The organism is Sphingobium algorifonticola, assembly GCF_004005485.1.
Taxonomy (GTDB): Bacteria; Pseudomonadota; Alphaproteobacteria; order Sphingomonadales; family Sphingomonadaceae; genus Sphingobium; species Sphingobium algorifonticola.
Window position 1 is genome coordinate 766,553 of the sequence record NZ_RZUL01000001.1, and the last position, 25,176, is coordinate 791,728.

The window sequence follows — 25,176 nt, forward strand, 5'->3', positions numbered from 1 at the left end:
TGGTCATCCGGTCAGCACCGTATCGCAACGATCGCACAGCGCACCATCCTCGGTCACTTCGGGCAGCAGACGCCAGCAACGGCCGCATTTGTGGTGGTCAACTTTGAACACACTAAGTTCTTCCGCCATAAGATCGGTAGATGCCTTGACTTCTGACGTAATAAATATCTCCGCCAGATCGGTCTCGTTCAGCTTTAGCAGTTCAAAAAACTCAGCGCCGATATTTACCCCGGCTTCCAAGCTGGAACGAATGGTTTTCTCCCGCCGCAAAGGCTCAATGGCTTCGTTAACTTCGTCCCTAGCGGATCGAATGGCACCCCACTTCTCGTCCAATTCCGTATCCAGCAACCACTCACCGTCATCCCCGCGAAGGCGGGGACTCATCTCCGGCCCGGCACCTTCGTCCGTGTTGCCAGATGGGTTCCCGCCTGCGCGGGAATGACGAAGGAGGGCCGCGAAATCCGGCCATTCCAGGAAATGCACACTCTCGCTCTCGTCGGGGAAGCGGCTCTGCCATACTTCCTCCGCCGTGAAGGGGATGATCGGTGCGGCATAGCGGATCAGCGCGTGGAACAGGGTGTCGAGGACGGTGCGATAGGCCATCCGCTTGGGATCGCTCTTCGCATCGCAATAGAGGCAATCCTTGCGGATATCGAAGAAGAAAGCCGACAGGTCCGCATTGGCGAAATCGAACAGCGCGCGGGTGTAGCGGGAAAACTCCAGCCAGTTTTCGCTTGCCCCATCCTTGTCCACCACTGCGCGCAATTCCGCGTCCAGCGTCGCGAGGCGGTGAAGCATATAGCGTTCCAGTTCCGGCATGTCCTCCACCGGTACCCGCTCCGCATCGGTGAAATCCGATAGCGCGCCAAGCAAGTATCTGAAAGTATTGCGTAATTTACGATAGGCGTCGGAAGCCCCGGCCAGCACTTCCTTGCCGATCTTCACATCGTCGAAATAATCGGTGGAGGCGACCCAGACGCGCAATATGTCCGCGCCGCTTTCGCTCATGATCTTGAGCGGATCGACGACATTGCCGAGGCTCTTGGACATCTTGCGCCCCTGCCCGTCGAGCGCGAAGCCGTGCGTGAGGACGGCCTTGTACGGCGCGCAGCCGCGCGTGCCGCTGCTCTCCAGCAATGAGGACTGGAACCAGCCGCGATGCTGGTCCGACCCTTCGAGATAGAGGTCCGCGCGGGTGCCCTTGCCATAGCGCGCTTCGACCACGAAGCTGTGGGTCGAGCCGCTGTCGAACCACACGTCGAGGATGTCGTTCACCACTTCATAGTCGTCGACTTTGTAGTCGGGACCGAGCAGCGCCTGATGGTCCGCACCGAACCATGCGTCGGCGCCCCCTGCCTTGAAGGCTTCGATGATGCGCGCGTTGACCGCCGGATCATTGAGATATTCGCCGCTCTGGCGATGGACATAGAGCGCGATCGGCACGCCCCAGGCGCGCTGGCGGGAAATCACCCAGTCCGGCCGGCCCTCCACCATGGTGCGGATGCGGTTGGTGGACCGCGCAGGCACCCAGCGGGTGTGGGCGATGGCGTTTAGGGCGGTTTGGCGGAGCGTGGGGGCGTTGTCTCCGATCCGTTCGCCCTGAGCGAAGTCGAAGGGCTCAGCCGCGCGTAGCGAGGCCCCGTCAGATGCTTCGACTTCGCTCAGCAGAGGGCTTCGACTTCGCTCAGCCCGAACGGTGGAAGGTTTGTCCATCGGGATGAACCATTGCGGGGTGCAGCGGTAGATGATGCGCGCCTTGCTCCGCCACGAGTGCGGATAGCTGTGCCTGAAGTCGTCGGACGCGGCGAGCAGCGCGCCTGCTTCGCGCAAGTCGGTGCAGATCGGGCCATCCTTGCTGACGAACTTCATGTTGATGACGGACCCTTGGCCCCCCAGCCACAGCCAATCGTCCCGATATTTCCCTTCCGCATTCACTGCGAACACAGGGTCTATGCCATGCGCCTTGCAGACGAGGAAATCCTCTTCGCCATGATCCGGCGCCATATGGACGAGGCCGGTGCCCGCGTCGGTGGTGACGTGATCGGCGGGGAGGAACGGGCGGGGTTTGGCGAAGAAGCCGCCCAGTTTGTGCATGGGGTGGCGGGCGATGGCGCCACTCAACGCCTGCCCACTAAACGAATACATATCAGCACTAACGCCCGTCAGTTGCTCCCCCAAAATTGTAAATGCAGGCTCCGCCATAACTGACGGGCCGTTCGGTTCGGGTTCCCGGCCATCTCCACCAAATTCGAGGGGAACTGGAAGTCCAGCTCGCTTGCAAAACGCTGGGACGAGATCGCGGGCCAAGACAATATATGGATTGCACCCGACCACGTTCACGCAATTTAGAACGACATAATCCGCATCAGGCGAGAACGCGAGCGCCTGATTTACCGGAATCGTCCAAGGCGTGGTTGTCCAGATCACTGCCAATGCACCGATCAAACCGGGCGCATTCGGCGCCTCGACAATCTCGAAGCCCACGTCGATCTGGGTGCTCGTCACATCCTCATATTCGACTTCGGCTTCGGCCAGTGCGGTCTTTTCGACCGGGGACCACATCACCGGCTTTGCGCCGCGATAAAGCTGGCCGGACTCCGCGAACTTCAGGATTTCGCCAACGATGGTGGCTTCCGCCTCGAACTTCATGGTGAGGTAGGGATCGTCCCAGTCGCCCATCACGCCGAGGCGCTTGAACTGCTCCTTCTGCACGGCCACCCACTTGTCGGCATAGGCGCGGCACTGGGCGCGAAACTCCTGCGGAGGCACTTCGTCCTTGTTCAGCTTTTGCTTGCGATATTCTTCCTCGATCTTCCATTCGATCGGCAGGCCGTGACAATCCCAGCCGGGCACATAGGGCGCATCCTTGCCCAGCAACGACTGGCTGCGGACGATGATGTCCTTCAGCACCTTGTTCATCGCATGGCCCATATGGATGTCGCCATTGGCGTAGGGCGGGCCGTCGTGCAGGATGAAGCGTTCCCGACCCTTCCGGCGCGCGCGGAGTTGACCGTAGAGGTCCATCGCATCCCAGCGCGCAGCGATCGCCGGTTCCTTCTGCGCAAGACCGGCCTTCATCGGAAAGTCAGTCTGCGGCAGGAATACGGTGGATTTATAGTCCTGGGTTTCTTGGCTAGGTGTGGTGGGCTGGTCGGTCATGAACCTGTTTCCATCAACCGTTCGTTTCGAGCAGCATCGAGCTTGTCGAGATGCGACCGTCGAGAAAGCGCATCACAGGACGGCTTTCTCGACTTCGGTTCTCGGCTTCGCTCGAACCTGCGCTCGAAACGAACGGAGGGGGTGAAAGTCGAAAAAGCGCCCTACGCGAGCGACGGCCCGCCTGCAAGTTCTTGGGGGCCAAGGATCTGCCGCGCGCGGGCGCAATCAGCGTCCATCTGTGCGACGAGGGCGTCGAGGCTGTCGAACTTCGCTTCGGGGCGCAGGCGCTCGATCAGTTGGACTTCGATCCGCTGGTCGTAGAGGCTTTCAGCGAAATCGAAGAAATGCGGCTCAAGGAGTTCCTTGGGCGGATCAAAGGTCGGACGAATGCCGAGATTGGCCGCGCCGTCCAATATCCGGCCATCGGGCAGCACGCCGCGCACCGCATAGATGCCGTAAGCGGGGCGCAGATAACTGCCCATGTCGATATTCGCGGTGGGATAGCCGATGGTGCGCCCCAGCTTGTCGCCATGCTGCACGATGCCCTCAATCGCGAAGGGGCGGGTGAGCAGGCGGGTGGCCGTGGCGCAATCGCCAGCTTGCAAGGCGGCGCGAATGCGGCTGGAAGAAACGGGCAGGCCATCCTCGGTTGAGACGGCACCCACGGCCTCAGCCCGGATGCCGAGCGGCGCGCCGATTTCCGCCAGGCGGGCGATGTTTCCCGCCTTGCCCCTGGCGAAGGTGAAATCCTCCCCCGTGACGACACCCGCCGGGGCCAGCGTGTCATGCAGCATGCTGCGGACAAAATCCTCCGGCCCGAGCGCGGCGAGCGCCGCATCGAAACGGAACACGAGCATGGCGTCCGCCCCGGCGGCGGCGAACAGCCCCTCGCGCTGGTCAAGCGTGGTCAGCCGGAAGGGCGGCGCATCGGGGCGAAACAGACGCATGGGGTGCGGATCGAACGTGGCGACGATCGCCGGGCGGCCTTCCGCCCGCGCCCACGCCACGGCGCGGCCCACCACGGCCTGATGCCCCAGATGAAATCCGTCAAAATTGCCCAGCGCGACAATGGCCCCCCGCAGGTCCGCGGGAACCGCCGCGCCGCTGTCCAGCCGCTGCATGAAGCGGCCTATAGGGACAGCGGGGGGCCAGGGCAATGCGCTGAACGCGCGCTCAGTCGCCTTGCAGGAAGTCGATCAGATCCTGGTTCAGCCGGTCCGGTGCTGTCGCAAACAGGCCGTGCGGTTCGCCGTCATATTCGATCAGTGTCGCGCTTGCGATGCCGGCTGCGGCGGCACGGCCGCTGGCGTCGATTGGCACCGTCATGTCGGCGGTGCCGTGGATGACGAGCGTGGGAATGGTGAAATGCGCAAGGTCGGGCCGGAAATCGGTCTTGCCGAACGCATCGACGCAGGCGATCGTCGCGATCGGGCTGGCCATGACAGCCAGCTGGAAGCTCCAGTCCAGCACCGCCTGGCTTACCGGCTGGGCATCCTCCCCGACCCCGTAGAAGCCTTGGGCGAAATATTGCAGGAAGGCAAAACGATCCTTGCGGATTGCGGCCTTGATCCCTTCGAATACGGGTTCATCGGCACCATGGGGATTGTCCGGCGTCTTCAGCAGATAGGGCACGACCGATGCCACAAGTGCCGCGCGCGCGATGCGGCCCGCGCCGTGACGTGAGAGATAGCGGGCAATCTCGCCACCGCCCATCGAAAACCCGACGAGACTGACGCCCGAAAGGTCCAGCTTTTCGAGCAAAGCGGCCAGATCGTCGGCAAACACATCATAAGTGTAGCCGCTGGCGGGGTGGCTGGATTGGCCGAAACCCCGACGATCATAAGTGATGACGCGATAGCCCGCCTCGACCAGGGCAACCGTCTGATATTCCCACATGTCGCCATTCAATGGCCAGCCATGGATCAGCACGACCGGCGGACCCTCGCCCATATCCTTGTAATGAATGCGCGTCCCGTCCGATGTGTCGATACTAGGCATCAGGCTCTCCTGCTCTGCATGGGGCTACTCCAATACGCGGATTAGCGGCGTTCCATGACATAATCTGGACTCCGCACATATGTGACGAAACTATATGCGGGCCGCCCGCTTTCGGCCGCGTGAGCGGTGCGCCCGGTTTCCTGCCATAACGCGGGGTCAAAGGCGTCCATTGTGGTATCTCCCACGGCATCGATATGGACCTGCGTCATTTCGATGCGATCGGCAACCGGCATGAAGAGGCGATAGATTTCCGCGCCGCCGATGACGGAAATGACCGGCGCATTGGCGAGCCGGATCGCCCCGTCCAGATCATGCGCCACTTCCGCCCCGTCGTCCGCCCAGCCGCGATCGCGGGTAAGGACGATATGGCGGCGGCCGTCGAGCAGACCGGGCAGGCTGTCGAAGGTCTTGCGGCCCATGATCATCGGGCGCCCTTGGGTCAGCGTCTTGAACCGGCGCAGGTCGGCGGGCAGGTGCCAGGGCAGCGCACCGTCACGGCCGATGACGCCATTGTCGGCGCGGGCCAGGATCAGCACAATTTCGGGATGGGTGGTCGGCATGTCGGTCGCTCCCTTCCCCACATTATGACGTTCAGATCACCAGCCGGGTCACATGCCCCATCTTGCGGCCCGGCCTTGCCTCGCCCTTGCCATAAAGATGCAGGTGATTGGAAGGGTCGGCAAGAATATCGGGCCATTGGTCCACCTGATCGGCAATCAGATTGCGCATGGAAACGCCAGCCGCGGCAAGACCGGTGTCGCCCAGCGGCAGGCCGCAGATCGCACGGACATGATTTTCGAACTGGCTGGTGATCGCCCCTTCGATTGTCCAGTGGCCGCTGTTATGGACACGCGGCGCCATTTCGTTGAACACCGGGCCTTGCGCGGAGGCGAAAAACTCGACGGCAAGGACGCCGACATAGTCGAGTGCGTCGAGCAGCTGCCGGGTCAGCGCGCGTGCCGCCGCCGTCTGTTCCTCGATCACTGCGCCCGCGGGCACGGTCGAGGTGGCGAGAATGCCATCGAGGTGAACGTTGGCCGGACTGTCCCAGAACCGTATCTCGCCGCCCGCGCCGCGTACGGCGATGACGGAAAACTCCTGCTCGAACGTTACGAAGCCTTCCAGGATGGCGGGCGCGCGGTGAATGGCGTTCCACGCGCCGACGCTGTCGCCCGGCACCATGATCCGCGCCTGACCCTTGCCGTCATAGCCCATGCGGTTGGTCTTTAGGATCGCCGGGCAACCGATCCGGTCGATCGCATTGTCCAGGTCATCAAGGCTGTCGATAGCCATGAAGGGCGCGGTCATGCCGCCGAGCGTGTCCACAAACCGCTTCTCGGCCAGGCGATCCTGCGCGACACGCAGCGCCTTGCAACCCGGCCGGACAAGGCCGTGAGTCGAAAGCACGTCAACCGCCGCCGTGTCGATATTCTCGAACTCATAGGTGACGACATCGACGCTGTCGGCAAAGCGCGCCAACGCATCGGCGTCGGTATAGGCGGCCTCAGTCCAGCGGGGCGACACGTCGGCCGCCGGGCCGCTGGCCTCGGGCGCGTAGATGTGCGTGCGATAGCCAAGCTGCGCGGCGGCGATGGCAATCATCCGCCCCAGCTGTCCGCCGCCCAATATGCCGATGGTCGCACCCGGCGCGATCGCCGTCATTCGGGCATCTCCGCAACGCTGGCGGTCTGCGTCTCGCGCCAGGCCTCCAGCCGTTCGGCGAGTGCATCATCTGTGGTGGCGAGCATCGCGGCGGCCAGCAGCGCGGCGTTGATCGCGCCGGGCTTGCCGATCGCCAGCGTACCGACCGGGATGCCGCCGGGCATCTGGACGATCGAAAGCAGGCTGTCCATGCCCGATAGCGCCTTCGATTCGACCGGAACACCCAGCACCGGCAGACGTGTCATCGCCGCCGCCATCCCGGGCAGATGCGCCGCGCCACCCGCGCCCGCGATAATGACTTTCAGCCCCCGTCCGGCGGCTGTCTTCGCGTAATTATAAAGACGATCGGGCGTGCGGTGCGCGGAAACAACGCGGCATTCATGGACGATCCCCAGCGCATCGAGGATATCGGCGGCATGGCGCATCGTATCCCAATCGGATCGGCTGCCCATGATGATGCCGACCTGTACCCCGTCCGCCATGCCTGCTCCCCGTCGGTGCGCCTCACCGCACCGCAAGGACAGCGCATTAGCGGGAGAGGCGGTTTATCGCAATGTGTGATGCTTGCAGAGCTACCCTCAATCCGTTCGGGCTGAGCGAAGTCGAAGCCTCTTCCTGAGCCGCAGGCGAAGGAAACCTCGCTATCGCTCGGCAGAACCCTTCGACTTCGCTCAGGGCGAACGGATGATAAAATGACTTACCGCTCCGACAGATAGTATCGATCGAGTGCCTTCAGATCGCCATCGAGTTCGTAGACGATCGGCTGGCCGGTCGGGATTTCGAGGCTGGCGATTTCCGCGTCGGAAATGCCCGACAGATGCTTGACCAGCGCGCGCAGCGAATTGCCGTGAGCGGAAATGAGAACGCGTTTGCCGCTCTTCAGCTCCGGCACGATTCGCGCGTCCCAATAGGGCAGCACGCGGGCAATCGTATCCTTGAGGCTTTCGGTCGCCGGAATGCTGATGCCGGCGTAGCGGCGATCCTGCGTCATGGCGAACGGGCTGTCCGCTTCCATCGGCGGCGGCGGAATGTCGAAGCTGCGGCGCCACACATGCACCTGTTCATCGCCGTGGCGCGCCGCCGTTTCCGCCTTGTCGAGGCCGGTCAACCCGCCATAATGCCGCTCGTTCAGGCGCCAGTCCTTTTCGACCGGCAGCCACAGACGCCCCATTTCTTCCAGCGCCAGATTGAGCGTCTTGATCGCACGCGTCTGAAGCGAGGTGAAGCACTGGTCGAAATCCAGCCCCTTCGCCTTCATCAACTGCCCTGCCGCACGCGCCTCGCCCGCGCCCTTTTCGGTCACATCGACATCCCACCAGCCGGTGAAGCGATTTTCCAGATTCCAGGCCGACTGGCCGTGGCGGATAAGGACAAGCGTGGGCATTGCGGTCTCCCGATGATCTGGCGAACGCGCTTTCCTTAGCGGCAAAATCGCGTCATGCAATGCGGCGTAGAGGGAGAATCGGCCATGGCGATGACGCGCAATATCCTGGTTCACGATGGCCCCGGCGGTCCGTTCGAGGCCATGGCTATCGCCGATGACAGCGCAGCCGGCCCATTGCCCGGCGTGTTGCTGATCCCCAATGTGCTCGGCACCAAGGAAGCGGATTTCGCAATGGCGGAGAGAGTCGCGGCGCTCGGCCATGTGGTGCTGGTCGCCGACGTCTATGGCCAGGGCAAGCGCACCACCCGCGCCGACCCTGATATGGGGCGATATATGGCCGAACTGAATGCCGATCGCGCACTGCTCAAAGCCCGTTTGCTCCGATCACTGGATGTGCTGCGCGACCTTGACGGGGTGGACGCGACCCGGCTGGCCGCGATCGGCTATTGCTTCGGCGGGAAATGCGTCCTGGATCTGGCGCGCTGCGGGGCCCCCATTCGCGGCGGCGTGAGCTTTCACGGTGTGTACGATCCGCCGCCTTTCGCGAATAGCGCCATCAGCGCAAAGCTGCTGATCAGCCATGGCTGGGACGATCCAATCGCGCCGCCCGATGCGATGGTGGCGCTGGCGCATGAACTGACGCAGGCCGGGTGTGACTGGCAAGTGCACGCCTATGGCCATACCGGCCATGCCTTTACCGATCGTGACGCGAACATGCCCGAACGCGGCCTTGCCTATCAGCCGGATGCCGACCGGCGCAGCTTCAGGGCGATGGCGGATTTTCTTGCGGAGATACTGGGCTGACCACCGTTTCCCCGGTCTCGTCGGCATTATCGGCAGCGGGAACCGGCGCGATCGGCGCAATCGTGAAGGGCTTCATGCCCGGCGTCGCCTTGCCGCGCAAGGCGTCGATTTCGGCCTGGCGGGCCTTCAGGTAGTAGTCGCGCTGGGTGGCATAGGGGTCCGGCGTCTTGCGCAGTGCCTCGATTTCCTCATCGAACTGCGCGCGTTCGTCGAGCACGCTCAATGTAACGATGGGAATCGTAACCACCGGATTGTTGAACGGCTTGCCGACCGCCAGCGGCAGAACCAGACGATCGAGCGTATTGCCGATCACGTCGCGCAAGGTGGTTGCGCCAAGCAGGGGAAGATAGAGGAACGGGCCCTGGCCGATGCCATAATAGCCAAAGCTGTTGGCAAAGCCGTTCGGGCGATAAGGCAGGTTGAACGGGCGCTTCTTGGCCGCGTCGAACAGCCCGGCGACGCCCAGCGTCGAATTGATCGCAAAACGGCCAACTGTTTCAGCCGCTTTACCGGGCTTTAGCTGGAGCAGATAGTTGATGAACACCACCGGTTCACGCAGGTTGCGCAAAACATTGCGCAGCCCCCGGCGCAACGGCCGCGGCACCGCATCGCGATAGGCCAGGGCAACCGGCCCGACAAATGCCTTGTCGACTTTCTGGGTGACGTTGAAACTTTCGGCATTGACCTGTTCCAGAGGATCGCCGGGCGTGGCCGGGGCCTGTCCGCTGACGACGATCGCGTCTTCGGTCGTCTCTGCGGACGGCGATGTGCCGGACAGCGTCGGCACCACCGGAGGCGGGGGCGTCGGCTGGGACGGATACGCAGGCAGCGGTACCGGATCGCCGGGCGCGCTGGCGGGGGCACTGGCGGGAGCGGGGGCTGGCGCGGGGGGTGCAGGCGACGTCACCGCCTGCGCCCCCGTACCCTGTTCCACAAGCGGCGCGTAGGTAAGCGCCGGTGGCGTGCCAACGGGCACTGCCACGGGCGCGCTTGCCGTCAGTATGGCGCAGGTAACAGCCGAAAAACCCAAATTTGCAGACCTTTTTGTTTTGGCAGACCGGATCGTCATTGCCGAACCGGCCAATAGCGAGTCGGCATAGCCCATGGCATCCCGTTGCGCCATAGTCCGCGCCGGGCAAGGGCGGCAGGGCGGCTGCGGCCAATCTTGCCCCTTACGCCCCTTTCCCCTATGCGCCCGGGCATGACCAGCAAGCATGACCCCGCCCCCGAACTTCTTGCCAAGGCCGAGACGTTGACCGAGGCGTTGCCTTATATGCAGCGTTACGCGGGCAAGACGTTCGTGGTGAAATATGGTGGCCATGCGATGGGCGACCCGGAACTGGCCCGCGACTTTGCCGAAGACGTGGTGCTGATGAAGGCCGTCGGCATCAATCCCGTCGTCGTGCATGGCGGCGGACCGCAGATCGGCGCGATGCTCAAGAAACTGGGCGTGGAAAGCAGTTTCATAGACGGCCTGCGCGTGACCGATGCAGAAACGGCGCGCGTAGCCGAAATGGTGCTGTCGGGCGCGATCAACAAGGAACTCGTCAACTGGATCGGCCAGGCAGGCGGGCGGGCCGTCGGCATTTCGGGCAAGGATGGCGGCTTTGTGACCGCAACGAAAGTGCAGCGGACCCGGAAAGACCCCGACAGCCTGATCGAACAGGCAATCGACCTGGGCTTCGTGGGTGAACCCAGCCATATCGACACCGCCATTCTCGATACCATCAGCAGCGCCGGGATGATTCCGGTGATCGCCCCGATCGGCATCGGTGCGGGCGGCGAGACCTACAACATCAATGCCGACACGATGGCCGGCGCGGTCGCTGCGGCGCTGGGCGCGGCGCGGCTGTTCCTGCTGACAGACGTGCCGGGCGTGCTCGACAAGGCAGGCGAACTGATGACCGACCTGACCCCCGCGCAGATCAAGGTGCTGCAGGGCGACGGCACCATCTCCGGCGGCATGATCCCGAAGCTAGAAACCTGCGTCCAGTCGGTCGAGGCGGGGGTGGATGCAGCCGTCATCCTGGACGGACGGGTGCCCCATGCGATGCTGCTGGAAATCTTCACCAGGCGCGGGGCTGGAACGCTGGTACGGATATAGCCACGCGTTGGTGGAATAATCGCAGGCTTGCGCTTGCCCCCGGCACCGGCAGTCGCGTAAAGCGGCAGCAATCGCCACATGTCGTGGCGCTAGGCTTCGCGGAGACCGCATGGCGCTCGTTATCTATCAGATTCTCATGATCCTGCTGAATGTCGTCTGGTGGATCATCGTCATCCAGGCGATCCTGTCGTGGCTGATCGCGTTCAACGTCATCAACACCTACAATGATTTCGTCCGCAACGCGCTTTATGCACTCGACCGGATGACTCAGCCCATCTATCGCCCGATCCGCAAGATATTGCCCGATCTGGGTGCGCTGGATCTATCCCCGATGGTCGTCCTGCTGGCAATCTATATCATCCAGCGCGTCCTCCTGCCGGCGATCTTCACGCCGCTGATTGTCTGATGACGATCGGCCGGACGATCGACGGCAAGGCGTTTGCGGCGCAGCTACGCGCGAAGGTGGCGCTAGGCGTCGAAGCCTTCGTCGCGACGCAGGGCCGCAAGCCGGGCCTTGCCGTCGTTCTGGTGGGTGAAGATCCGGCAAGCAGCGTCTATGTCCGCTCCAAGGCGAAGATGACGCGCGAAGCGGGCATGGACAGCTTCGCCTTCAAACGACCTGCAACGATCGGCGCGGAGGAGCTTCTCGAACTGATCGAGGAATTGAACGGCGACGAGCGTATCGACGGCATCCTCGTGCAATTGCCTTTGCCCGCCCACATCGACGAGGCGATGGTGATCGCGGCTATCGATCCCGACAAGGATGTCGACGGCTTCCACGTCATCAACAGCGGCAAGCTGGCGGTCGGCGCGGCAGGCATGGTGCCCTGTACACCTCTGGGCTGCCTGATGCTGCTGAAGGACGAACTGGGCGACCTTTCCGGGCTGGAAGCGGTGGTGATCGGGCGCTCCAACATCGTCGGCAAGCCGATGGCGCAACTGCTGCTCGGCGAAAGCTGCACCGTCACCATCGCGCACAGCCGCACCCGCGATCTTGCCTCGGTCGTGCATCGCGCGGACATCGTCGTTGCGGCCGTCGGTCGGCCGGAAATGGTGAAGGGCGACTGGATTAGGCCCGGCGCGACCGTCATCGACGTGGGCATCAACCGGGTGCCCGGCGAGGAGGAGGGCAAAAGCCGCATCGTCGGTGATGTCGCCACCGCCGAAGCCATTCTGCATGCGCGCGCGATCACGCCGGTGCCCGGCGGCGTCGGGCCGATGACGATTGCCGTCCTCCTGCGCAATACGCTGGTCGCGGCGCACGCCCGCGCCGGTTTGGCCGCACCGGAGGGCCTGTGACATACAGGGGTCTGGCACCGGGCGCACGGATAGCCGGACACGTTAAAGTCGTCGGTTTTGCAATCGGCATAGCCCTGTCGGTCGTGCCATGTGCCGCACAAATGCCCATGCCGCGCATGCCGATGCGCCTGTCCGCCAATCCCAGCGCCGTGGTTGCCGCAGAGATCGCCTTCGCCCGGCTGGCGCAGGAACGCGGACAATGGACGGCGTTCCGCAAGACCGCCGCCAAGGACGCCGTGATGTTCGTGCCGCAGATGGTGACGGCGCAGACATGGCTGAAGGGCCGCAAGGATCCCCCCGTTTCGGTGAAGTGGCAGCCGCAGATGGTCGTCATGTCCTGCGATGGCAGCATCGGGGTGACCACTGGCGCGGCGCAGTGGCCGAACGGCACCCATGGCTATTTCACTACAGTGTGGCGACGCGACCGCAAGGGTGGATGGCAGTGGGTACTCGATCACGGTGACATCGTGGCAACGCCGCGCCCGCCTGCCGACATCATCATGACGCGCCTCGCCACCTGTCCGCGCGGCATGCCGCCGATGCCGCCGCCTGGAAAGTCGGCGCTTCCGCCGCCGCCTGCGGCTTTGGCCACACCGGGTCAGGGCATGTCGGAAGACGGCAGCCTCAAATGGACCAGCGATGTCCGCCCCGACCGATCGCGCCGCATCGTCATTTCGCTGATGACGAACGGCGTCTATGAGGATGTTCTGGTGAACGAGGTCGCGGCGCAGCCATGATATTAGAGCTTTTCCTGTCGGCGTTCGTCACGTTGTTCGTGGTGATCGATCCGCCCGGCTGCGCGCCGATCTATGCCAGCGTAACCACCGGCGCGACCGAGGCGCAGCGCCGATCCATGGCAATCCGCGCGGTGTTCATAGCCACGCTCATCCTGCTGGTATTCGCGCTTTACGGGAAGCAGTTGCTGGGCGTGCTGGGCATCAACCTCAACAGCTTCCGCATCGCAGGCGGCATCATGCTGTTTCTGATCGCGATGGACATGGTTTTCGAAAAGCGCACGCAACGGCGCGAGGATCGCGCGCAGAAGATCGTCGATACCCCGGAAATAGAGGATGTGTCGGTGTTCCCGATGGCCATGCCGATGATCGCCGGGCCGGGATCGATCGCGACCGTCATGCTGCTGATGGCGCGCGCAGATGGCATCAGCGAGCGTCTTGCCGTGCTGGGCGCGCTGGCGGCCGTGCTGGTGCTCATGCTGATCGCTCTGGTCGCGGCCGGGCCGCTGATGAACCTGCTGGGCAAGAAGATCGAGGCCGTGATTACCCGGCTGCTCGGCGTGCTGCTGGCGGCGCTGGCCGCGCAATTCGTGATCGACGGTCTGAAGGCCAGTTTCTGACGATCATGGTGCCCAAGGCACTATGATCGTCACCCCACGCCGACGCAGGCCGGGGTCTCGCGCGGGTGGATTGCATCCTGTCGCTTGAGACCCCAGCCTTCGCTGGGGTGACGTGGATATATTTACCGCAGATCGCCTTCGGTCACCGGGACGACCTTGATTTCCACGCGGCGGTTGGCGGCCTTGCCTTCCTCGGTCGCGTTGGAGGCGATGGGCTGGGTCTCGCCATAGCCGCGGGTCGCGATCCGCGCGGACTGGACGCCCTTGCCATTCAGATAGTTGGCGACCGATGTGGCACGACGTTCCGACAGCGTCTGGTTGTAGGCGTCCGAACCGTCGCTGTCGGTGTGGCCGTAGACGTCGATATAGGTCTTGGGATATTGTGCCAGCACCGCGGCGACATCGTTCAACGTCGGCTGAAACTGCGGCTGCACCTCGGCACGATCATAGGCAAAGGTGATGCCCGAGGGCATGCGCAGCAGCAGGTTGTCGCCATCGCGGATCACATCCACGCCGGACCCCGCCGTTTCCTCACGCAGCTTGCGCTCCTGCGCGTCCATATAAGCGCCGATGCCTGCACCGGCCAGCGCCCCGATACCCGCGCCGACGATCTTTTCCGTCCGGTCGCGGCGTCCACCCACAAGATCGCCGAGCAGATAGCCGCCCAGTGCCCCGCCGATCCCGCCGATCGCCGCCTTGGAGATTGTCCGCTGTCCGGTGTTCGGATCGGTGGTGCAGGCAGCGGTGAGCAGCAGCGCGCCAAGTCCGGCGGTGCCCAGCAGGCGTTGGGTGATGGTCATGATTATTATCCCTCTCTTGGCGCATGGCATCGCCATGGTGATGTCGGCCTAAACCGGTTGGCGACCGTTTTGTTCCACATGCGAACTGAACATGGGATGATGTATCTGTTGTGAAAGCGACAGTTTCGCGGCATGAGGGACAGCGACCGCCATGGCCACGATCCCCCCTCCGCTTCCGCCGCTGACGCCCTTTCCCTGGGCGGACGTCATCATCATCCTTGCGCTGGTGGCGCTCAACGGCGTGTTTGCCATGTCGGAACTGGCGATCGTGTCCGCGCGCAAGCCACGTCTGCAGGGCCTCGAAAAGGCAGGCAGCAAGGGGGCGACGCTGGCGCTCGCGCTCGGCTCCGACCCTGGCAAGTTCCTGTCCACGGTCCAGATCGGGATCACGCTGATCAGCATTCTCGCCGGCGCCTATTCGGGCGCGAGCCTGGGTGGGCCGACCGGGGACCGGATTGCCCGGCTTGGCGTTGATCCCGAAACGGCGCAGACGATCGGTTTCGCGCTCGTCATCGGTCTCACCACCTATGCCTCGCTCATCATTGGGGAGTTGGTGCCCAAGCAATTCGCATTGCGGGCACCGGAACCGATCGCCGTTATCATGGCACGGCCGATATTGGTGCTCGCGAAGGTAACCGCCCCGCTCGTCTGGTTGCTCGACGGATCGAGTGCGCTGATTTTCCGTCTGCTGGGCATGAACCGCGAATCGGAAAATCACGTCACGGCGGAGGAACTGCACCTGATCGTCGCGGAGGCCAGCAAATCGGGCGTAATCGAGGAAAGCGAGCGTGCGATCATATCCGGCGTCGTTCGCCTCGCCGATCGCCCGGTGCGCGAAGTGATGACGCAGCGGATGGACGTCGACTGGATAGATGTGAATGCCGACATCGATTCCATCCGGCAGCGCCTGCTGGAAACACCCCGCACACGCCTGCCGGTAGGCCAGGGATCGGTCGAGGACATCATCGGGATCGTGCAGGCGCGCGATATCATGACAGCGTTGTTCCGGGGCGAGACGCTGGATTTGCGGGCGCTGATGCGTCGCGCCGAAGTGGTGCCCGATCAGGTGGACGCCATGGACGCGCTGGAAGTGCTGCGCCGCGCCGATGTACCGATGGTGATGGTCCATGACGAATATGGCCATTTCGAAGGCATATTGACGCCCGCTGACCTGCTGTCGGCAATCGCGGGCGAGTTTGCGTCGGACCGCGACGATTATGATGAGCCTGACCTGGTCGAGCGGGAGGACGGCAGCCTGCTGGTGTCAGGACAGATGCCCATCGACCAGTTGGCCGAACGCATTGGCATCGACCTGTCGGAAGAGCGGGACTATGCGACCGTTGCGGGCCATGCGCTCTGGGTCCTGAAGCATCTGCCGGTGGTCGGCGAGCATTTCGACGATCAGGGGTGGCGTTTCGAGATCGTCGACATGGACGGACGCAAGATCGACAAGCTGCTGGTGACGCGGCGGTAGACCCTAATCCGCTTCACGCATGTTAATCCATGTGTTCGCGCAGAGACGCGGAGTCGCGGAGAGGCTATGCTATTTTCTCTGCGGCTCCGCGTCTCCGCGCGCGCCTTATCCATTCAGCAAGGCTGACGCCGCGGGAATTAGATCATATTGTCGGCACGGGCTCCGGCCCGGAATAGTCGTAGAAGCCACGCCCGGTCTTGCGCCCGTACCAGCCCGCTTCGACATATTTGACGAGAATTGGCGCGGGACGATATTTGGGGTCGCCGAAATCCTGCTGCATCACGCGCAGCACTTCGAGCAGCGTGTCGAGACCGATCATGTCGGCCAGCGTTAACGGCCCCATCGGATGGCCCAGGCCCAGCTTCACGCCAAGGTCGATATCGACGACCGATCCGATGCCTTCGCCCAGCGCGAAAAAGGCTTCATTGAGCAGCGGCAGAAGGATGCGGTTGACGATGAAACCGGGGCTGTCCTTCGCCAGCACCATCTGCTTGTTGATGCGACCCACATAGTCGCGGGCTACCGCAATCGTCGCTTCGCTTGTGGCGAGGCCGCGAATGACCTCCACCAGGCTCATGAGCGGCACCGGATTGAAGAAATGGACGCCGACGAACCTCGTAGGATCGCTGCTCGCCTGCGCCAGCCGGGTGATGGAGATGGACGAGGTGTTGGTGGCCAGCACGGCATCGGGTGCCAGCACCTCCGCCGCCTTTGCAAAGATGGCGCGCTTGATCTCTTCACGCTCGGTCGCTGCCTCGATGATCAGAAACGCATCGCGCATTGGGGCATAATCGCTCACCGGCACGATCCGGTCGATGGCCGCGTGGGCGTCGGCGGCGCTGATCTTCTCCTTCTCTGCCAGCCGGTTCAGCTGCTTTGCAACGCCATCCTTGCCGGCCTGTGCGCGTGCCGCATCGACATCCGCCAGAAATACATCATAGCCCGCCTGCGCCGACACCTGCGCGATCCCCGCGCCCATCTGTCCCGCGCCGATAATGCCGATCGATCGTGCCGAAGGCTGCATGGTCCCATTCCTCTCTTCCCGATATGCATCGGCCTCTACCGGAGGGTCGCAAATCAGGCTATCGTAAAATGGAGGGGGATTGAGGCGTTGAAAATTGCAATAGCATTGGGCGTTGCCGTCCATCTGGCGACGGGTGCGTCAGTCGCCGCCGCCGCCGCGCCGCAACCGGGGAAGCTCGAAACCTATCGCGACTGGACGATCGGCTGCGACAATGGCCGGACCTGTGCCGCAGAGGCGCTGCTGCCCGCCGACGCAGTGTTTGACGGGCATGTCGCGATAACGCTTTCGCGCGCGCCGCAGGCCCAGGCCCAGCCGGTCGTTTCGGTCCGCAGTCAGGACAGCATCAAGGGATCGGTCAGCATCGTCATCGACGGAAAGGCAATCGCCAGCGCCGTCGCCACCGATGACGAGGCGCAATTCACGGGCGTTCAGGGGACCGCCATCGCCGATGCCATGGCGCGCGGCAAAACGATGGAAGTGCGCCACGGCAAGGCGCTTTTGGGCAAGCCGTCACTGAGCGGATCGGCTGCGGCGCTGCGCTATATGGACGCGCAACAGGGTCGGGCGGGAACGGTGACGGCGATCGTGGCGAAGGGACCGCTGGGCGCTAATGCGGTCAAACCGCCGCCGCCGCTGCCGCTGGTCACGCGCGCGGTCGTTCCCCCAGGGGCCGCGCCCAGCAGCCTGTGGCGCGAGGAACTGGCGAAAGCCACGGATGTCAGCGGCTGCGCCGACGAGTTCACCGCCGATCAGGAACCGGAACTGCACCGCCTTTCGAAGACCCAGACGCTGGTCCTGATGCCGTGCGGCGCTGGCGCCTATAATTTTTCGTCAGTCCCGCTGATCGCCACCGGCATGCCGGGGCGGCGCAGTTTCATGCCTGCCCGCTTCGACCTGCAACCCGGCTGGAGCGAGGATGCGGGCCTGCCGATGCTGGTCAATGCCGGGTTCGAGGCGAAGACAAGCAGCCTGTCGAGCTATGCAAAGGGACGCGGCATCGGCGATTGCGGCAGCAGCGAAACCTATGTGTGGGACGGAACGATGTTCCGCCTGACGGAAGCGACGCAGATGGGGGAATGTCGCGGCGGGTGGAACTGGATTACCACCTGGCGCGCGAAAGTGGTGCCCTGATTACGCCGCCATCGCCAAGATCAGCGCGAACTGATCCAGCGCGTCGGTCCATTCGCGCAAGGGCGCCCATCCCGCAGCGCGTAACAGCAGGCGCGCATCACGCGGGCCATATTTATGGCTGTTTTCGGTATGGATCGTCTCGCCCGCCTTCATGCTGAACGGCACAGCGTCGATCGTGAACCCGACATCCTCCAGCGCCTCCAGATGCATCTCGATCCGCGCCGCGTCATCGTTCCAGACAGCGCGATGGGCAAAGGCCTCCAGCGGAATGGTGCCGCGCAATTCGCGGTTGATGCGGGCGAGCAGATTGAGGTTGAACGCCGCCGTCACCCCTTGCGCGTCATCATAGGCACGCACCAGCACCGCAGGGTCCTTGACGCGGTCCATGCCGATCAGCAGCATCGATCCCGGGCCCAGCGATCCCCGCATCATCCGCAGCAGATCGACTGCCTCCGCCGGGGTCATGTTGCCGATGGTCGATCCGGGAAAAAACCCGAGTTTGGGCATGTCCGCCACGGCGCTCGGCAAGGGAATGGCCCGGCTGAAATCCGCCTCTACCGGCAGAACCGTCAAATCGGGAAAGCGCGCGGCGAGCGTCGCACTGCTTTCGCGCAGAAAGTCACCGCTGATGTCGACGGGTACATAGGCCACCGGGGCAATGGCAGACAGCAGATGCGGGGTCTTCGTCGCGCTGCCCGCGCCGAACTCGATCACGGCGCGCCCCTGCCCGGTCAGCATGCCGACATCGCCACAATGCGCCGCAAGCAGGGCGGTTTCCACACGTGTGGGATAATATTCCGGCAAGGCAGTGATCGCCTCGAACAGTTCCGATCCGCGATGATCGTAAAACCAGCGGGCCGGCGTCGCCTTGGGCATCCGGGCAAACCCGTCCAAAATGTCCTGCCGGAATGCGGGATCAACGGCAGGCGGTGAGACCGTCTGCCGGTCGAGCGTCAACAACATCGGTCTATATATCCCTGGCGAGGCGCAGGCCGGTAAACTGCCAGCGTTGGTGCGGATAGAAGAAATTGCGATAGGAGGCGCGCATATGACCGCGCGGCGTGGCGCAACTGCCACCCTTCAGCACGAACTGCCCGGACATGAACTTGCCATTATATTCGCCTACCGCGCCTTCCGCCGCACGGAAGCCCGGATAGGGGCGATAGGCGCTTCCGGTCCATTCCCACACATCGCCGAACATCTGCGCCAACCCCCCGCGTTGCTCGCAGGCGCGCGGGCGCGGGCAGCGTGCCTCGTCCAGTTGCGTGCCACCGTTCGGGTCGAGGCCTTGCGCCGCGCTTTCCCATTCCGCTTCGGTCGGCAATCGCCCATTGGCCCAGCTTGCATAAGCGTCGGCTTCGTACAGGCTGATATGCGTGACCGGCGCCGCCGGGTTGACCGGGCGGCGGCCATCATGGCCGAAACGGCTCCACCCGCCATCCTCGCGCCGCCAGTAGAGTGGCGCTGCAACGCCCTGCGCCTGCACCCAGGCCCAGCCGTCGGACAACCAGTGCCGCGGATCGGCATAGCCGCCGTCGGCCATGAAATCCTGCCATTCGCCATTGGTGACCGGACGACTGGCGAGCGCATGCGGCGTCAGAATAACCTTGTGCGCTGGTCCTTCGCAATCAAAGGCAAAGCCATTGCCATGGTGGCCGAGGTCCACCACGCCCTCGCGCCCGGTGATCCAGTCCATCGGCCCGGGCATCGGCGCAGGCATGGCGGCGGGTGCCGCCCACATGGCAGGCGCAAGCGGATTCTGTGCGAACAGATGCAGGATATCGGTCAGGAGCAGTTCCTGATGCTGCTGCTCGTGATGGAGACCGAGGGTGACGAGCGCCAGCGCCGTTTCGGGCAGATAGGGCATGGCAGACTGCATGGCCGCATCGACATGCGCGCGATACGCCAACACATCGGCCAGGGACGGGCGTGTCAGCAGCCCGCGCTGCGGCCGGGCATGGCGGGCGCCTTCCGCCTCATAATAGCTGTTGAACAGATAAGCGAAGGCGGGGTCGAACGGGCGATAGCCAGAGACGTGATCGCGCAAAACGAACGTCTCAAAGAACCAGGTCGTGTGCGCCAGATGCCATTTGGCGGGCGAAGCATCGTCCATCGACTGGGCAGTGGCGTCAGCATCCGAAAGCGGCGCAACCAGCGCCACGCTGAGCGATCGCACATGCGCAAAAGCGGCATCATGCTGCCGACGCGCTGTAGCCTGCCGGTCAAAAGTCACTGGCATTCTCCCGTGCAGACGTCTGCTCCGTCGCGCCAAACAGCGCGTAACCCCCTGTCAATGTTCCCAATGCACGAAATATAAGTCGAGATCGTGTCGGCAACGCAACATTCAGCGCGATGCGCCGGGCACCCATTTGATGTCGGCGACACCATCATCGTTGAGGCAGCGCGCCAGCACGAAGAGATAATCGGACAGGCGATTGATGTACATGAGCGCCAGCGGGTTCAGGGCCATATCCTGCGCCGCTAACGTGGCGCTGCGCTCGGCGCGGCGCACGATCGCCCGCGCAAGGTGCACGGCGGCGGCGGCATGCGATCCGCCCGGCAGGATGAAACTGTCCAGCGGCGCGAGACGCGCGTTCATCGCATCAATCTCATTCTCCAGCCGCTCGGTCTGGGTGGCGACGATGCGCAGGGCCATCGGGCCGGGGGTGAAATCGTCGCCAGGCGTCGCCAGGTCCGCCCCCAGATCGAACAGGTCGTTCTGGATCACGCGCAAGGCATCGGCGGCGGCTGTTGCGCCCATAAGGGCAATCGCGACACCGATCGCGCTGTTTGCTTCGTCGACGTCGCCCATCGCCGCAAGCCGGGCATCATGTTTGGGAACGCGCGATCCATCCACAAGCCCCGTGGTGCCAAGATCGCCGGTACGCGTGTAGATGCGGTTGAGCTTTACCACCGGAGGCGCGGCCTACTGGCTGCCGCCATTCATCAGCATCAGCAGCGCGACCAGCAGCACGGCGACGGCCTGAAAGCCGATGCGCGCGAACATCGCCTTGTTCTGTTTCAGGCTGGAAGCACTTGGGCCGACATTGCCCGATTTCAATTCTTCCTCCGTCGTGCGCAGAAAAGCCACGATACCGCGCACGAGCATGACGACTGTCGCGATCGCCGCTGCGATGATGAGGAGAATGATGAATGTGTTCATCGCAACAATCTAGGGACCGTCGGGCCGGATTCCAAGCGGGAACATGCCTAGCCGCAAATCGGCGCGCAGCCGTGCCGGATCGACGCCGTCGGCGCGCAACTGCGCGAGTTGCAGACCACCGTCCCGCTTGGCCAGCCGCCTGCCGTCCGCCGCGACCAGCAGGGGGTGATGACGATAGACCGGGCTCGGCAGCCCGAGCAGCGCCTGCAGCAGGCGATGGATGTCCGTCGCGCCGCGCAGATCATCCCCCCGTAGAACGAAGGTGATCCCCATGGCCGCATCGTCCAGCGTCGCGGCGAGGTGATAGCTGGTCGGCGCATCCTTGCGCGCCAGCACGACATCGCCCGCCGCCAGCGGATCGGCCACCACCGTCCCGCGGTCGGCATCCTGCCATTCCAGCGGTCCGGCCAGCCGCACGGCGCGCGCCATGTCCATTCGCCAGGCGTGCGCTTCACGGGCCATCCGCGCGACCCGCTCGCTATCGCGCAACGTACGACAGGTGCCCGGATACAGTGGCCCTGCGGAACCATGCGGCGCGCTTGCGCTGGCGGCAATGTCAGCGCGGGAGCAGAAGCAGGGATAGACCAGGCCCATATCTTTCAGACGCGCTAGGCCGTCGGCATAAGCGTCGAGCCGGTCCGACTGACGCACCACCGGTTCGTCCCAGTCAATACCCAGCCAGCGCAGATCCGCGATGATGCCCTCGACATGCTCCGCGCGGCTGCGCGCACCGTCGATATCCTCGATCCGCAGGAGAAACCGTCCACCATGCGTTCGCGCCAGATCATGCGCCATCAGCGCGGACCAGCCGTGCCCGACATGCAGACGCCCCGTCGGACTGGGCGCAAAGCGCGTCACAATATGCTGTGGCAGGGCGGACGGGTTCATACAGACTCTTGACGGGCCATGGTGGTAATGCTGTCATGGCACTGTCACGCTAATCGGCGATTGGCGTGACAGTGGTAAGGCCCATTGGGGGATAGAGTTCTTCTATGTACCATCCCGACCTGATACGGCATCCGGAAAATTGCCCGGCGCTGGTCCTGAACGCTGATTACACGCCGCTCAGTTACTATCCGCTGAGCCTGTGGCCCTGGCAGACGGCGATCAAGGCCGTATTCCTGGAACGGGTCGACATCGTCGCCAGCTATGAGCGCGAAGTCCATTCCCCCAGTTTCCAGATGAAAATCCCTTCGGTGATTGCGCTCAAACAATATGTGCGCCCTTCCGAACATCCCGCGTTCACCCGCTTCAACCTGTTCCTGCGCGACAAGTTCTCGTGCCAATATTGCGGGTCTCCGCATGACCTGACGTTCGATCATGTGGTCCCGCGCCGGGCGGGCGGGCGAACGACCTGGGAAAATGTCGCCACGGCCTGTTCACCGTGCAACCTCAAGAAAGGCGGGCGCACACCGCGCGAGGCGGGCATGCGCCTGCATGTCCAGCCGATCCGGCCGACAACCTGGCAATTGCAGGAGCATGGCCGCGCCTTTCCGCCGGGCTATCTGCATGAAAGCTGGCACGACTGGCTGTACTGGGATATCGAGTTGCTCGCCTGAACGGCACTTCGGGCCGTGGTCGCGCAACCGTCAGGCGGCAGGCAGCCAGTCAAGGTTCAGCTCCGTATAGCGGTCCGTATAATGGCCGATTTCTGCCAGCTTCTTTTCGTTGAGCAGCGTAATTGACCCGTTGGACCGGCGGATCAGCCCTTCTGCTTCCATCTGGCGGACCATCCGGTTGACGTGAACGGACGTCAGGCCGATGGCGTCGCCGATCTCCTCCTGCGTGAGCTTGAGGTCGAAGGTGTCGGTGATATCATCGTCCATCACCCGCAGCCGGTGGATGATGTCGAGCAGGAACGCAGCGACACGCGCCTTTGCCGACGTACGGCCGAGCGATGCGAGACGATCCGTCAGGGCGACCCGTTCGGCCTGCGACAGGACGAACATCAGCGCGGCTACGCGCGGATATTCCTCCAGCAGGACGCGCAGCCCCTTCTTGTCGAAAGGGCACACTACGGAATCTGCCAGCGCCACCAGGGTCTCGGGTGCCTTGCTGTAGATGGTGCTGGCCGATCCGATGAAGTCGCCGGGGAAGTAAACCCGCAGGATTTGACGACTGCCATCGGGCAGAATGACATAGCTCATCACCCGGCCATGACGCAGCACGAAGAGTTCCGACACTATATCGTTGGCACGCTGAATAACGGCGCCACGCTTTACCTTGCGCTGCGTCTCTTCAAGACGTGCAAGCGCGCGACGTTCCGCCTCGTTAAGCGGAATATGTTTCTCCAGACGTTCGGCAAAACAACTTCCCGTCACAATTACACCTTCTAGTTCCGGTTGTTACGATGGCAGAACGCCTGAAGTCGCTTTTGGCTGCATTTGCGACGCGCGCACTAACTTCGATTAACCATCAGACCGCAATTTTTGCTTTTGACACCAACAGTTTGCGATGACTCAAAAAAATGCCCTTTTTGTCGGCGCACGCCATGTTGCATGGCCCGTAATTACGCTTATGAAGCGAAGGGATGGATCAGATACATATTCGCGGCGGGGCGCGCCTTCAGGGTCGCCTGCCTATTTCCGGTGCCAAAAATGCGGCGCTCACCCTGTTGCCGTGCGCGCTACTGACAGACGAGCCGGTAACGCTGCGCAACCTGCCTCGGCTGGCGGACGTCGACAGTTTCGGCCATCTGCTCAACCAGCTTGGCGTATCGACGATGATCGAGGGCGCGCGGCCTGAAGATTTCGGCCGCGTGATGACCCTGCGTGCAGGCCGCGTTACCTCCACCGAGGCGCCTTATGACATCGTGCGGAAAATGCGTGCCTCCATCCTGGTGCTCGGCCCGTTGCTGGCGCGCGCAGGCGAGGCGACGGTGTCGCTGCCGGGCGGCTGCGCAATCGGCAATCGCCCGATCGATCTGCATCTCAAGGCGCTGGAAGCCTTCGGCGCGACGATCGAAATCGCGGCTGGCTATGTCCGTGCCAGCGCGCCCGATGGCGGCCTGCCGGGCGGCACATTCAGCTTTCCCGTCGTGTCGGTCGGCGCCACCGAGAATGCGTTGATGGCTGCGGTTCTGGCGAATGGCAGCTGCACCCTGGAAAATGCCGCGCGCGAGCCGGAAATTGTCGATCTGTGCAAATTGCTGACGGCGATGGGCGCGGAGATCGAGGGAATCGGCGGCGGCACGCTGACGGTGCATGGCAAAAAGCGGCTGCACGGCGCGACCTACAGCGTGATGCCCGACCGGATCGAGGCGGGCAGCTATGCCTGCGCCGCGGCGATCACTGGCGGCAGCCTCGATCTGATCGGCGCCAATCCGGCCGATATGCAGGCCATATTGGCGGCGCTGCGCGAGGCGGGGGTGCATGTCGAGGCATTGCGCGACGGCATTCGCATCGCCGCCGACGGCCCGCTACGTCCGCTTACATTATCGACGGCGCCGTTCCCGGCTTTTCCGACGGACATGCAAGCCCAGTTCATGGCCATGCTGACGTTGGCGCAGGGTGCCAGCGTACTGACCGAAACGATATTCGAGAACCGCTACATGCATGTGCCTGAACTGGCGCGCATGGGGGCGGATATCAGCGTGAACGGACGGACCGCCATTGTGCGCGGCGTCGAACGGCTGACCGGCGCGCCCGTGATGGCAACGGATTTGCGCGCCTCCATGAGCCTTATTCTGGCGGGCCTGGCCGCAGAAGGCGAAACGCTGGTGAGCCGGGTCTATCATCTTGATCGCGGTTATGAGCGGCTGGAAGAAAAGCTGTCCGCAGTCGGGGCCGACATCGAACGCATCAGCGATGGCTGACGAGAC

At 63.5% G+C, this 25,176-nt stretch carries 26 protein-coding genes; 10 read left to right on the plus strand and 16 right to left on the minus strand.

The window, feature by feature from the left end; translation table 11 throughout:
• Positions 1-3: 3 nt before the first annotated feature.
• The 7 genes from ENE74_RS03600 to gpmA all read right to left on the minus strand — a co-directional run bounded on the left by ENE74_RS03600 (position 4) and on the right by gpmA (position 8,203).
• A complete protein-coding gene (locus ENE74_RS03600) occupies positions 4-3,159 on the minus strand; it encodes an isoleucine--tRNA ligase (protein ID WP_127689240.1) in 3,156 nt (1,051 codons plus the stop codon).
• 161 nt (positions 3,160-3,320) lie between these two features.
• Complete coding sequence (locus ENE74_RS03605) at positions 3,321-4,280, minus strand: bifunctional riboflavin kinase/FAD synthetase (RefSeq protein WP_127689241.1); 960 nt, start codon at positions 4,278-4,280, stop codon at positions 3,321-3,323.
• A 52-nt stretch (positions 4,281-4,332) separates the two neighbouring features.
• Positions 4,333-5,157, minus strand: coding sequence for an alpha/beta fold hydrolase (locus ENE74_RS03610; protein ID WP_127689242.1), 825 nt, complete (start codon positions 5,155-5,157; stop codon positions 4,333-4,335).
• Positions 5,158-5,198: 41 nt separating this feature from the next.
• Positions 5,199-5,717 carry a dihydrofolate reductase gene (locus tag ENE74_RS03615; protein WP_127689243.1) on the minus strand — a complete coding sequence of 173 codons (519 nt, stop codon included), beginning with the start codon at positions 5,715-5,717 and terminating at the stop codon, positions 5,199-5,201.
• Positions 5,718-5,748: 31 nt separating this feature from the next.
• Entirely contained in the window at positions 5,749-6,819 is a 1,071-nt protein-coding gene (locus tag ENE74_RS03620) for a 5-(carboxyamino)imidazole ribonucleotide synthase (RefSeq protein WP_127689244.1), read from the minus strand.
• Complete coding sequence (gene purE, locus ENE74_RS03625) at positions 6,816-7,301, minus strand: 5-(carboxyamino)imidazole ribonucleotide mutase (protein ID WP_127689245.1); 486 nt, start codon at positions 7,299-7,301, stop codon at positions 6,816-6,818. The genes ENE74_RS03620 and purE overlap by 4 nt, the downstream gene beginning before the upstream one ends.
• A gap of 215 nt (positions 7,302-7,516) precedes the next feature.
• The gene (gene gpmA / locus ENE74_RS03630; protein WP_127689246.1) at positions 7,517-8,203 is read right to left on the minus strand and encodes a 2,3-diphosphoglycerate-dependent phosphoglycerate mutase; all 687 of its coding nucleotides are present in this window, start codon (positions 8,201-8,203) and stop codon (positions 7,517-7,519) included.
• Positions 8,204-8,287: 84 nt separating this feature from the next.
• Between gpmA and ENE74_RS03635 the strand changes: the two genes are divergently transcribed.
• Positions 8,288-9,007 carry a dienelactone hydrolase family protein gene (locus tag ENE74_RS03635; protein ID WP_127689247.1) on the plus strand — a complete coding sequence of 240 codons (720 nt, stop codon included), beginning with the start codon at positions 8,288-8,290 and terminating at the stop codon, positions 9,005-9,007.
• Here ENE74_RS03635 and ENE74_RS03640 read toward each other — a convergent pair.
• Positions 8,967-9,989 carry an MlaA family lipoprotein gene (locus ENE74_RS03640; RefSeq protein WP_241241803.1) on the minus strand — a complete coding sequence of 341 codons (1,023 nt, stop codon included), beginning with the start codon at positions 9,987-9,989 and terminating at the stop codon, positions 8,967-8,969. The genes ENE74_RS03635 and ENE74_RS03640 overlap by 41 nt on opposite strands.
• Positions 9,990-10,208: 219 nt before the next feature.
• On the opposite strand from ENE74_RS03640, the gene argB reads away from it, so the two are divergent.
• The 5 genes from argB (at position 10,209) to ENE74_RS03665 (ending at position 13,764) form a co-directional block, all read left to right on the plus strand.
• Entirely contained in the window at positions 10,209-11,111 is a 903-nt protein-coding gene (argB, locus tag ENE74_RS03645; protein ID WP_127689248.1) for an acetylglutamate kinase, read from the plus strand.
• 109 nt (positions 11,112-11,220) lie between these two features.
• Entirely contained in the window at positions 11,221-11,517 is a 297-nt protein-coding gene (locus ENE74_RS03650; RefSeq protein WP_127689249.1) for a YggT family protein, read from the plus strand.
• On the plus strand, positions 11,517-12,410 hold the full coding sequence (folD, locus tag ENE74_RS03655) for a bifunctional methylenetetrahydrofolate dehydrogenase/methenyltetrahydrofolate cyclohydrolase FolD (RefSeq protein WP_127689250.1): 894 nt from the start codon (positions 11,517-11,519) through the stop codon (positions 12,408-12,410). Before ENE74_RS03650 ends, folD begins: the two co-directional genes overlap by 1 nt.
• A 101-nt stretch (positions 12,411-12,511) precedes the next feature.
• On the plus strand, positions 12,512-13,147 hold the full coding sequence (locus tag ENE74_RS03660) for a Cif family virulence factor (RefSeq protein WP_127689251.1): 636 nt from the start codon (positions 12,512-12,514) through the stop codon (positions 13,145-13,147).
• Positions 13,147-13,764, plus strand: coding sequence for a MarC family protein (locus ENE74_RS03665; RefSeq protein ID WP_127689557.1), 618 nt, complete (start codon positions 13,147-13,149; stop codon positions 13,762-13,764). The genes ENE74_RS03660 and ENE74_RS03665 overlap by 1 nt, the downstream gene beginning before the upstream one ends.
• Positions 13,765-13,886: 122 nt before the next feature.
• On the opposite strand, the gene ENE74_RS03670 is transcribed toward ENE74_RS03665, so the two are convergent.
• Positions 13,887-14,564 (minus strand): YiaD family glycine zipper/OmpA-like lipoprotein, encoded by a 678-nt coding sequence (locus tag ENE74_RS03670; RefSeq protein ID WP_127689252.1) that lies wholly within the window; start codon positions 14,562-14,564, stop codon positions 13,887-13,889.
• Between the two features lie 151 nt (positions 14,565-14,715).
• Here ENE74_RS03670 and ENE74_RS03675 point away from each other — a divergent pair, with 151 nt between their 5' ends.
• Positions 14,716-16,038: a hemolysin family protein gene (locus ENE74_RS03675; RefSeq protein ID WP_127689253.1), complete on the plus strand. Its 1,323-nt coding sequence runs from the start codon at positions 14,716-14,718 to the stop codon at positions 16,036-16,038.
• Positions 16,039-16,180: 142 nt separating this feature from the next.
• Here ENE74_RS03675 and ENE74_RS03680 read toward each other — a convergent pair whose 3' ends face one another.
• Positions 16,181-17,062 carry a 3-hydroxyacyl-CoA dehydrogenase NAD-binding domain-containing protein gene (locus ENE74_RS03680; protein WP_127689254.1) on the minus strand — a complete coding sequence of 294 codons (882 nt, stop codon included), beginning with the start codon at positions 17,060-17,062 and terminating at the stop codon, positions 16,181-16,183.
• Between the two features lie 87 nt (positions 17,063-17,149).
• Here ENE74_RS03680 and ENE74_RS03685 point away from each other — a divergent pair, with 87 nt between their 5' ends.
• Complete coding sequence (locus tag ENE74_RS03685; protein ID WP_241241804.1) at positions 17,150-18,193, plus strand: DUF1176 domain-containing protein; 1,044 nt, start codon at positions 17,150-17,152, stop codon at positions 18,191-18,193.
• Here the strand turns inward: ENE74_RS03685 and egtD are convergent, their stop codons facing one another.
• The 5 genes from egtD to gluQRS form a co-directional block, all read right to left on the minus strand.
• On the minus strand, positions 18,194-19,156 hold the full coding sequence (gene egtD / locus ENE74_RS03690; RefSeq protein ID WP_127689255.1) for an L-histidine N(alpha)-methyltransferase: 963 nt from the start codon (positions 19,154-19,156) through the stop codon (positions 18,194-18,196). It lies immediately after the preceding gene.
• A 4-nt stretch (positions 19,157-19,160) separates the two neighbouring features.
• Positions 19,161-20,432 (minus strand): ergothioneine biosynthesis protein EgtB, encoded by a 1,272-nt coding sequence (gene egtB, locus ENE74_RS03695; protein ID WP_127689256.1) that lies wholly within the window; start codon positions 20,430-20,432, stop codon positions 19,161-19,163.
• Between the two features lie 105 nt (positions 20,433-20,537).
• On the minus strand, positions 20,538-21,107 hold the full coding sequence (locus ENE74_RS03700) for a cob(I)yrinic acid a,c-diamide adenosyltransferase (RefSeq protein WP_127689257.1): 570 nt from the start codon (positions 21,105-21,107) through the stop codon (positions 20,538-20,540).
• A 12-nt stretch (positions 21,108-21,119) separates the two neighbouring features.
• Positions 21,120-21,356, minus strand: coding sequence for a twin transmembrane helix small protein (locus tag ENE74_RS03705; protein ID WP_127689258.1), 237 nt, complete (start codon positions 21,354-21,356; stop codon positions 21,120-21,122).
• A 9-nt stretch (positions 21,357-21,365) separates the two neighbouring features.
• Positions 21,366-22,244, minus strand: a complete 879-nt coding sequence (gene gluQRS, locus ENE74_RS03710) for a tRNA glutamyl-Q(34) synthetase GluQRS (protein ID WP_127689259.1) — start codon at positions 22,242-22,244, stop codon at positions 21,366-21,368.
• Between the two features lie 104 nt (positions 22,245-22,348).
• Here gluQRS and ENE74_RS03715 point away from each other — a divergent pair, with 104 nt between their 5' ends.
• Complete coding sequence (locus ENE74_RS03715) at positions 22,349-22,915, plus strand: HNH endonuclease (RefSeq protein WP_127689260.1); 567 nt, start codon at positions 22,349-22,351, stop codon at positions 22,913-22,915.
• A gap of 30 nt (positions 22,916-22,945) precedes the next feature.
• Here the strand turns inward: ENE74_RS03715 and ENE74_RS03720 are convergent, their stop codons facing one another.
• Positions 22,946-23,680, minus strand: a complete 735-nt coding sequence (locus ENE74_RS03720) for a Crp/Fnr family transcriptional regulator (protein WP_127689261.1) — start codon at positions 23,678-23,680, stop codon at positions 22,946-22,948.
• Positions 23,681-23,886: 206 nt separating this feature from the next.
• On the opposite strand from ENE74_RS03720, the gene murA reads away from it, so the two are divergent.
• Positions 23,887-25,170 (plus strand): UDP-N-acetylglucosamine 1-carboxyvinyltransferase, encoded by a 1,284-nt coding sequence (gene murA / locus ENE74_RS03725; RefSeq protein ID WP_127689262.1) that lies wholly within the window; start codon positions 23,887-23,889, stop codon positions 25,168-25,170.
• Positions 25,171-25,176 lie beyond the last annotated feature (6 nt).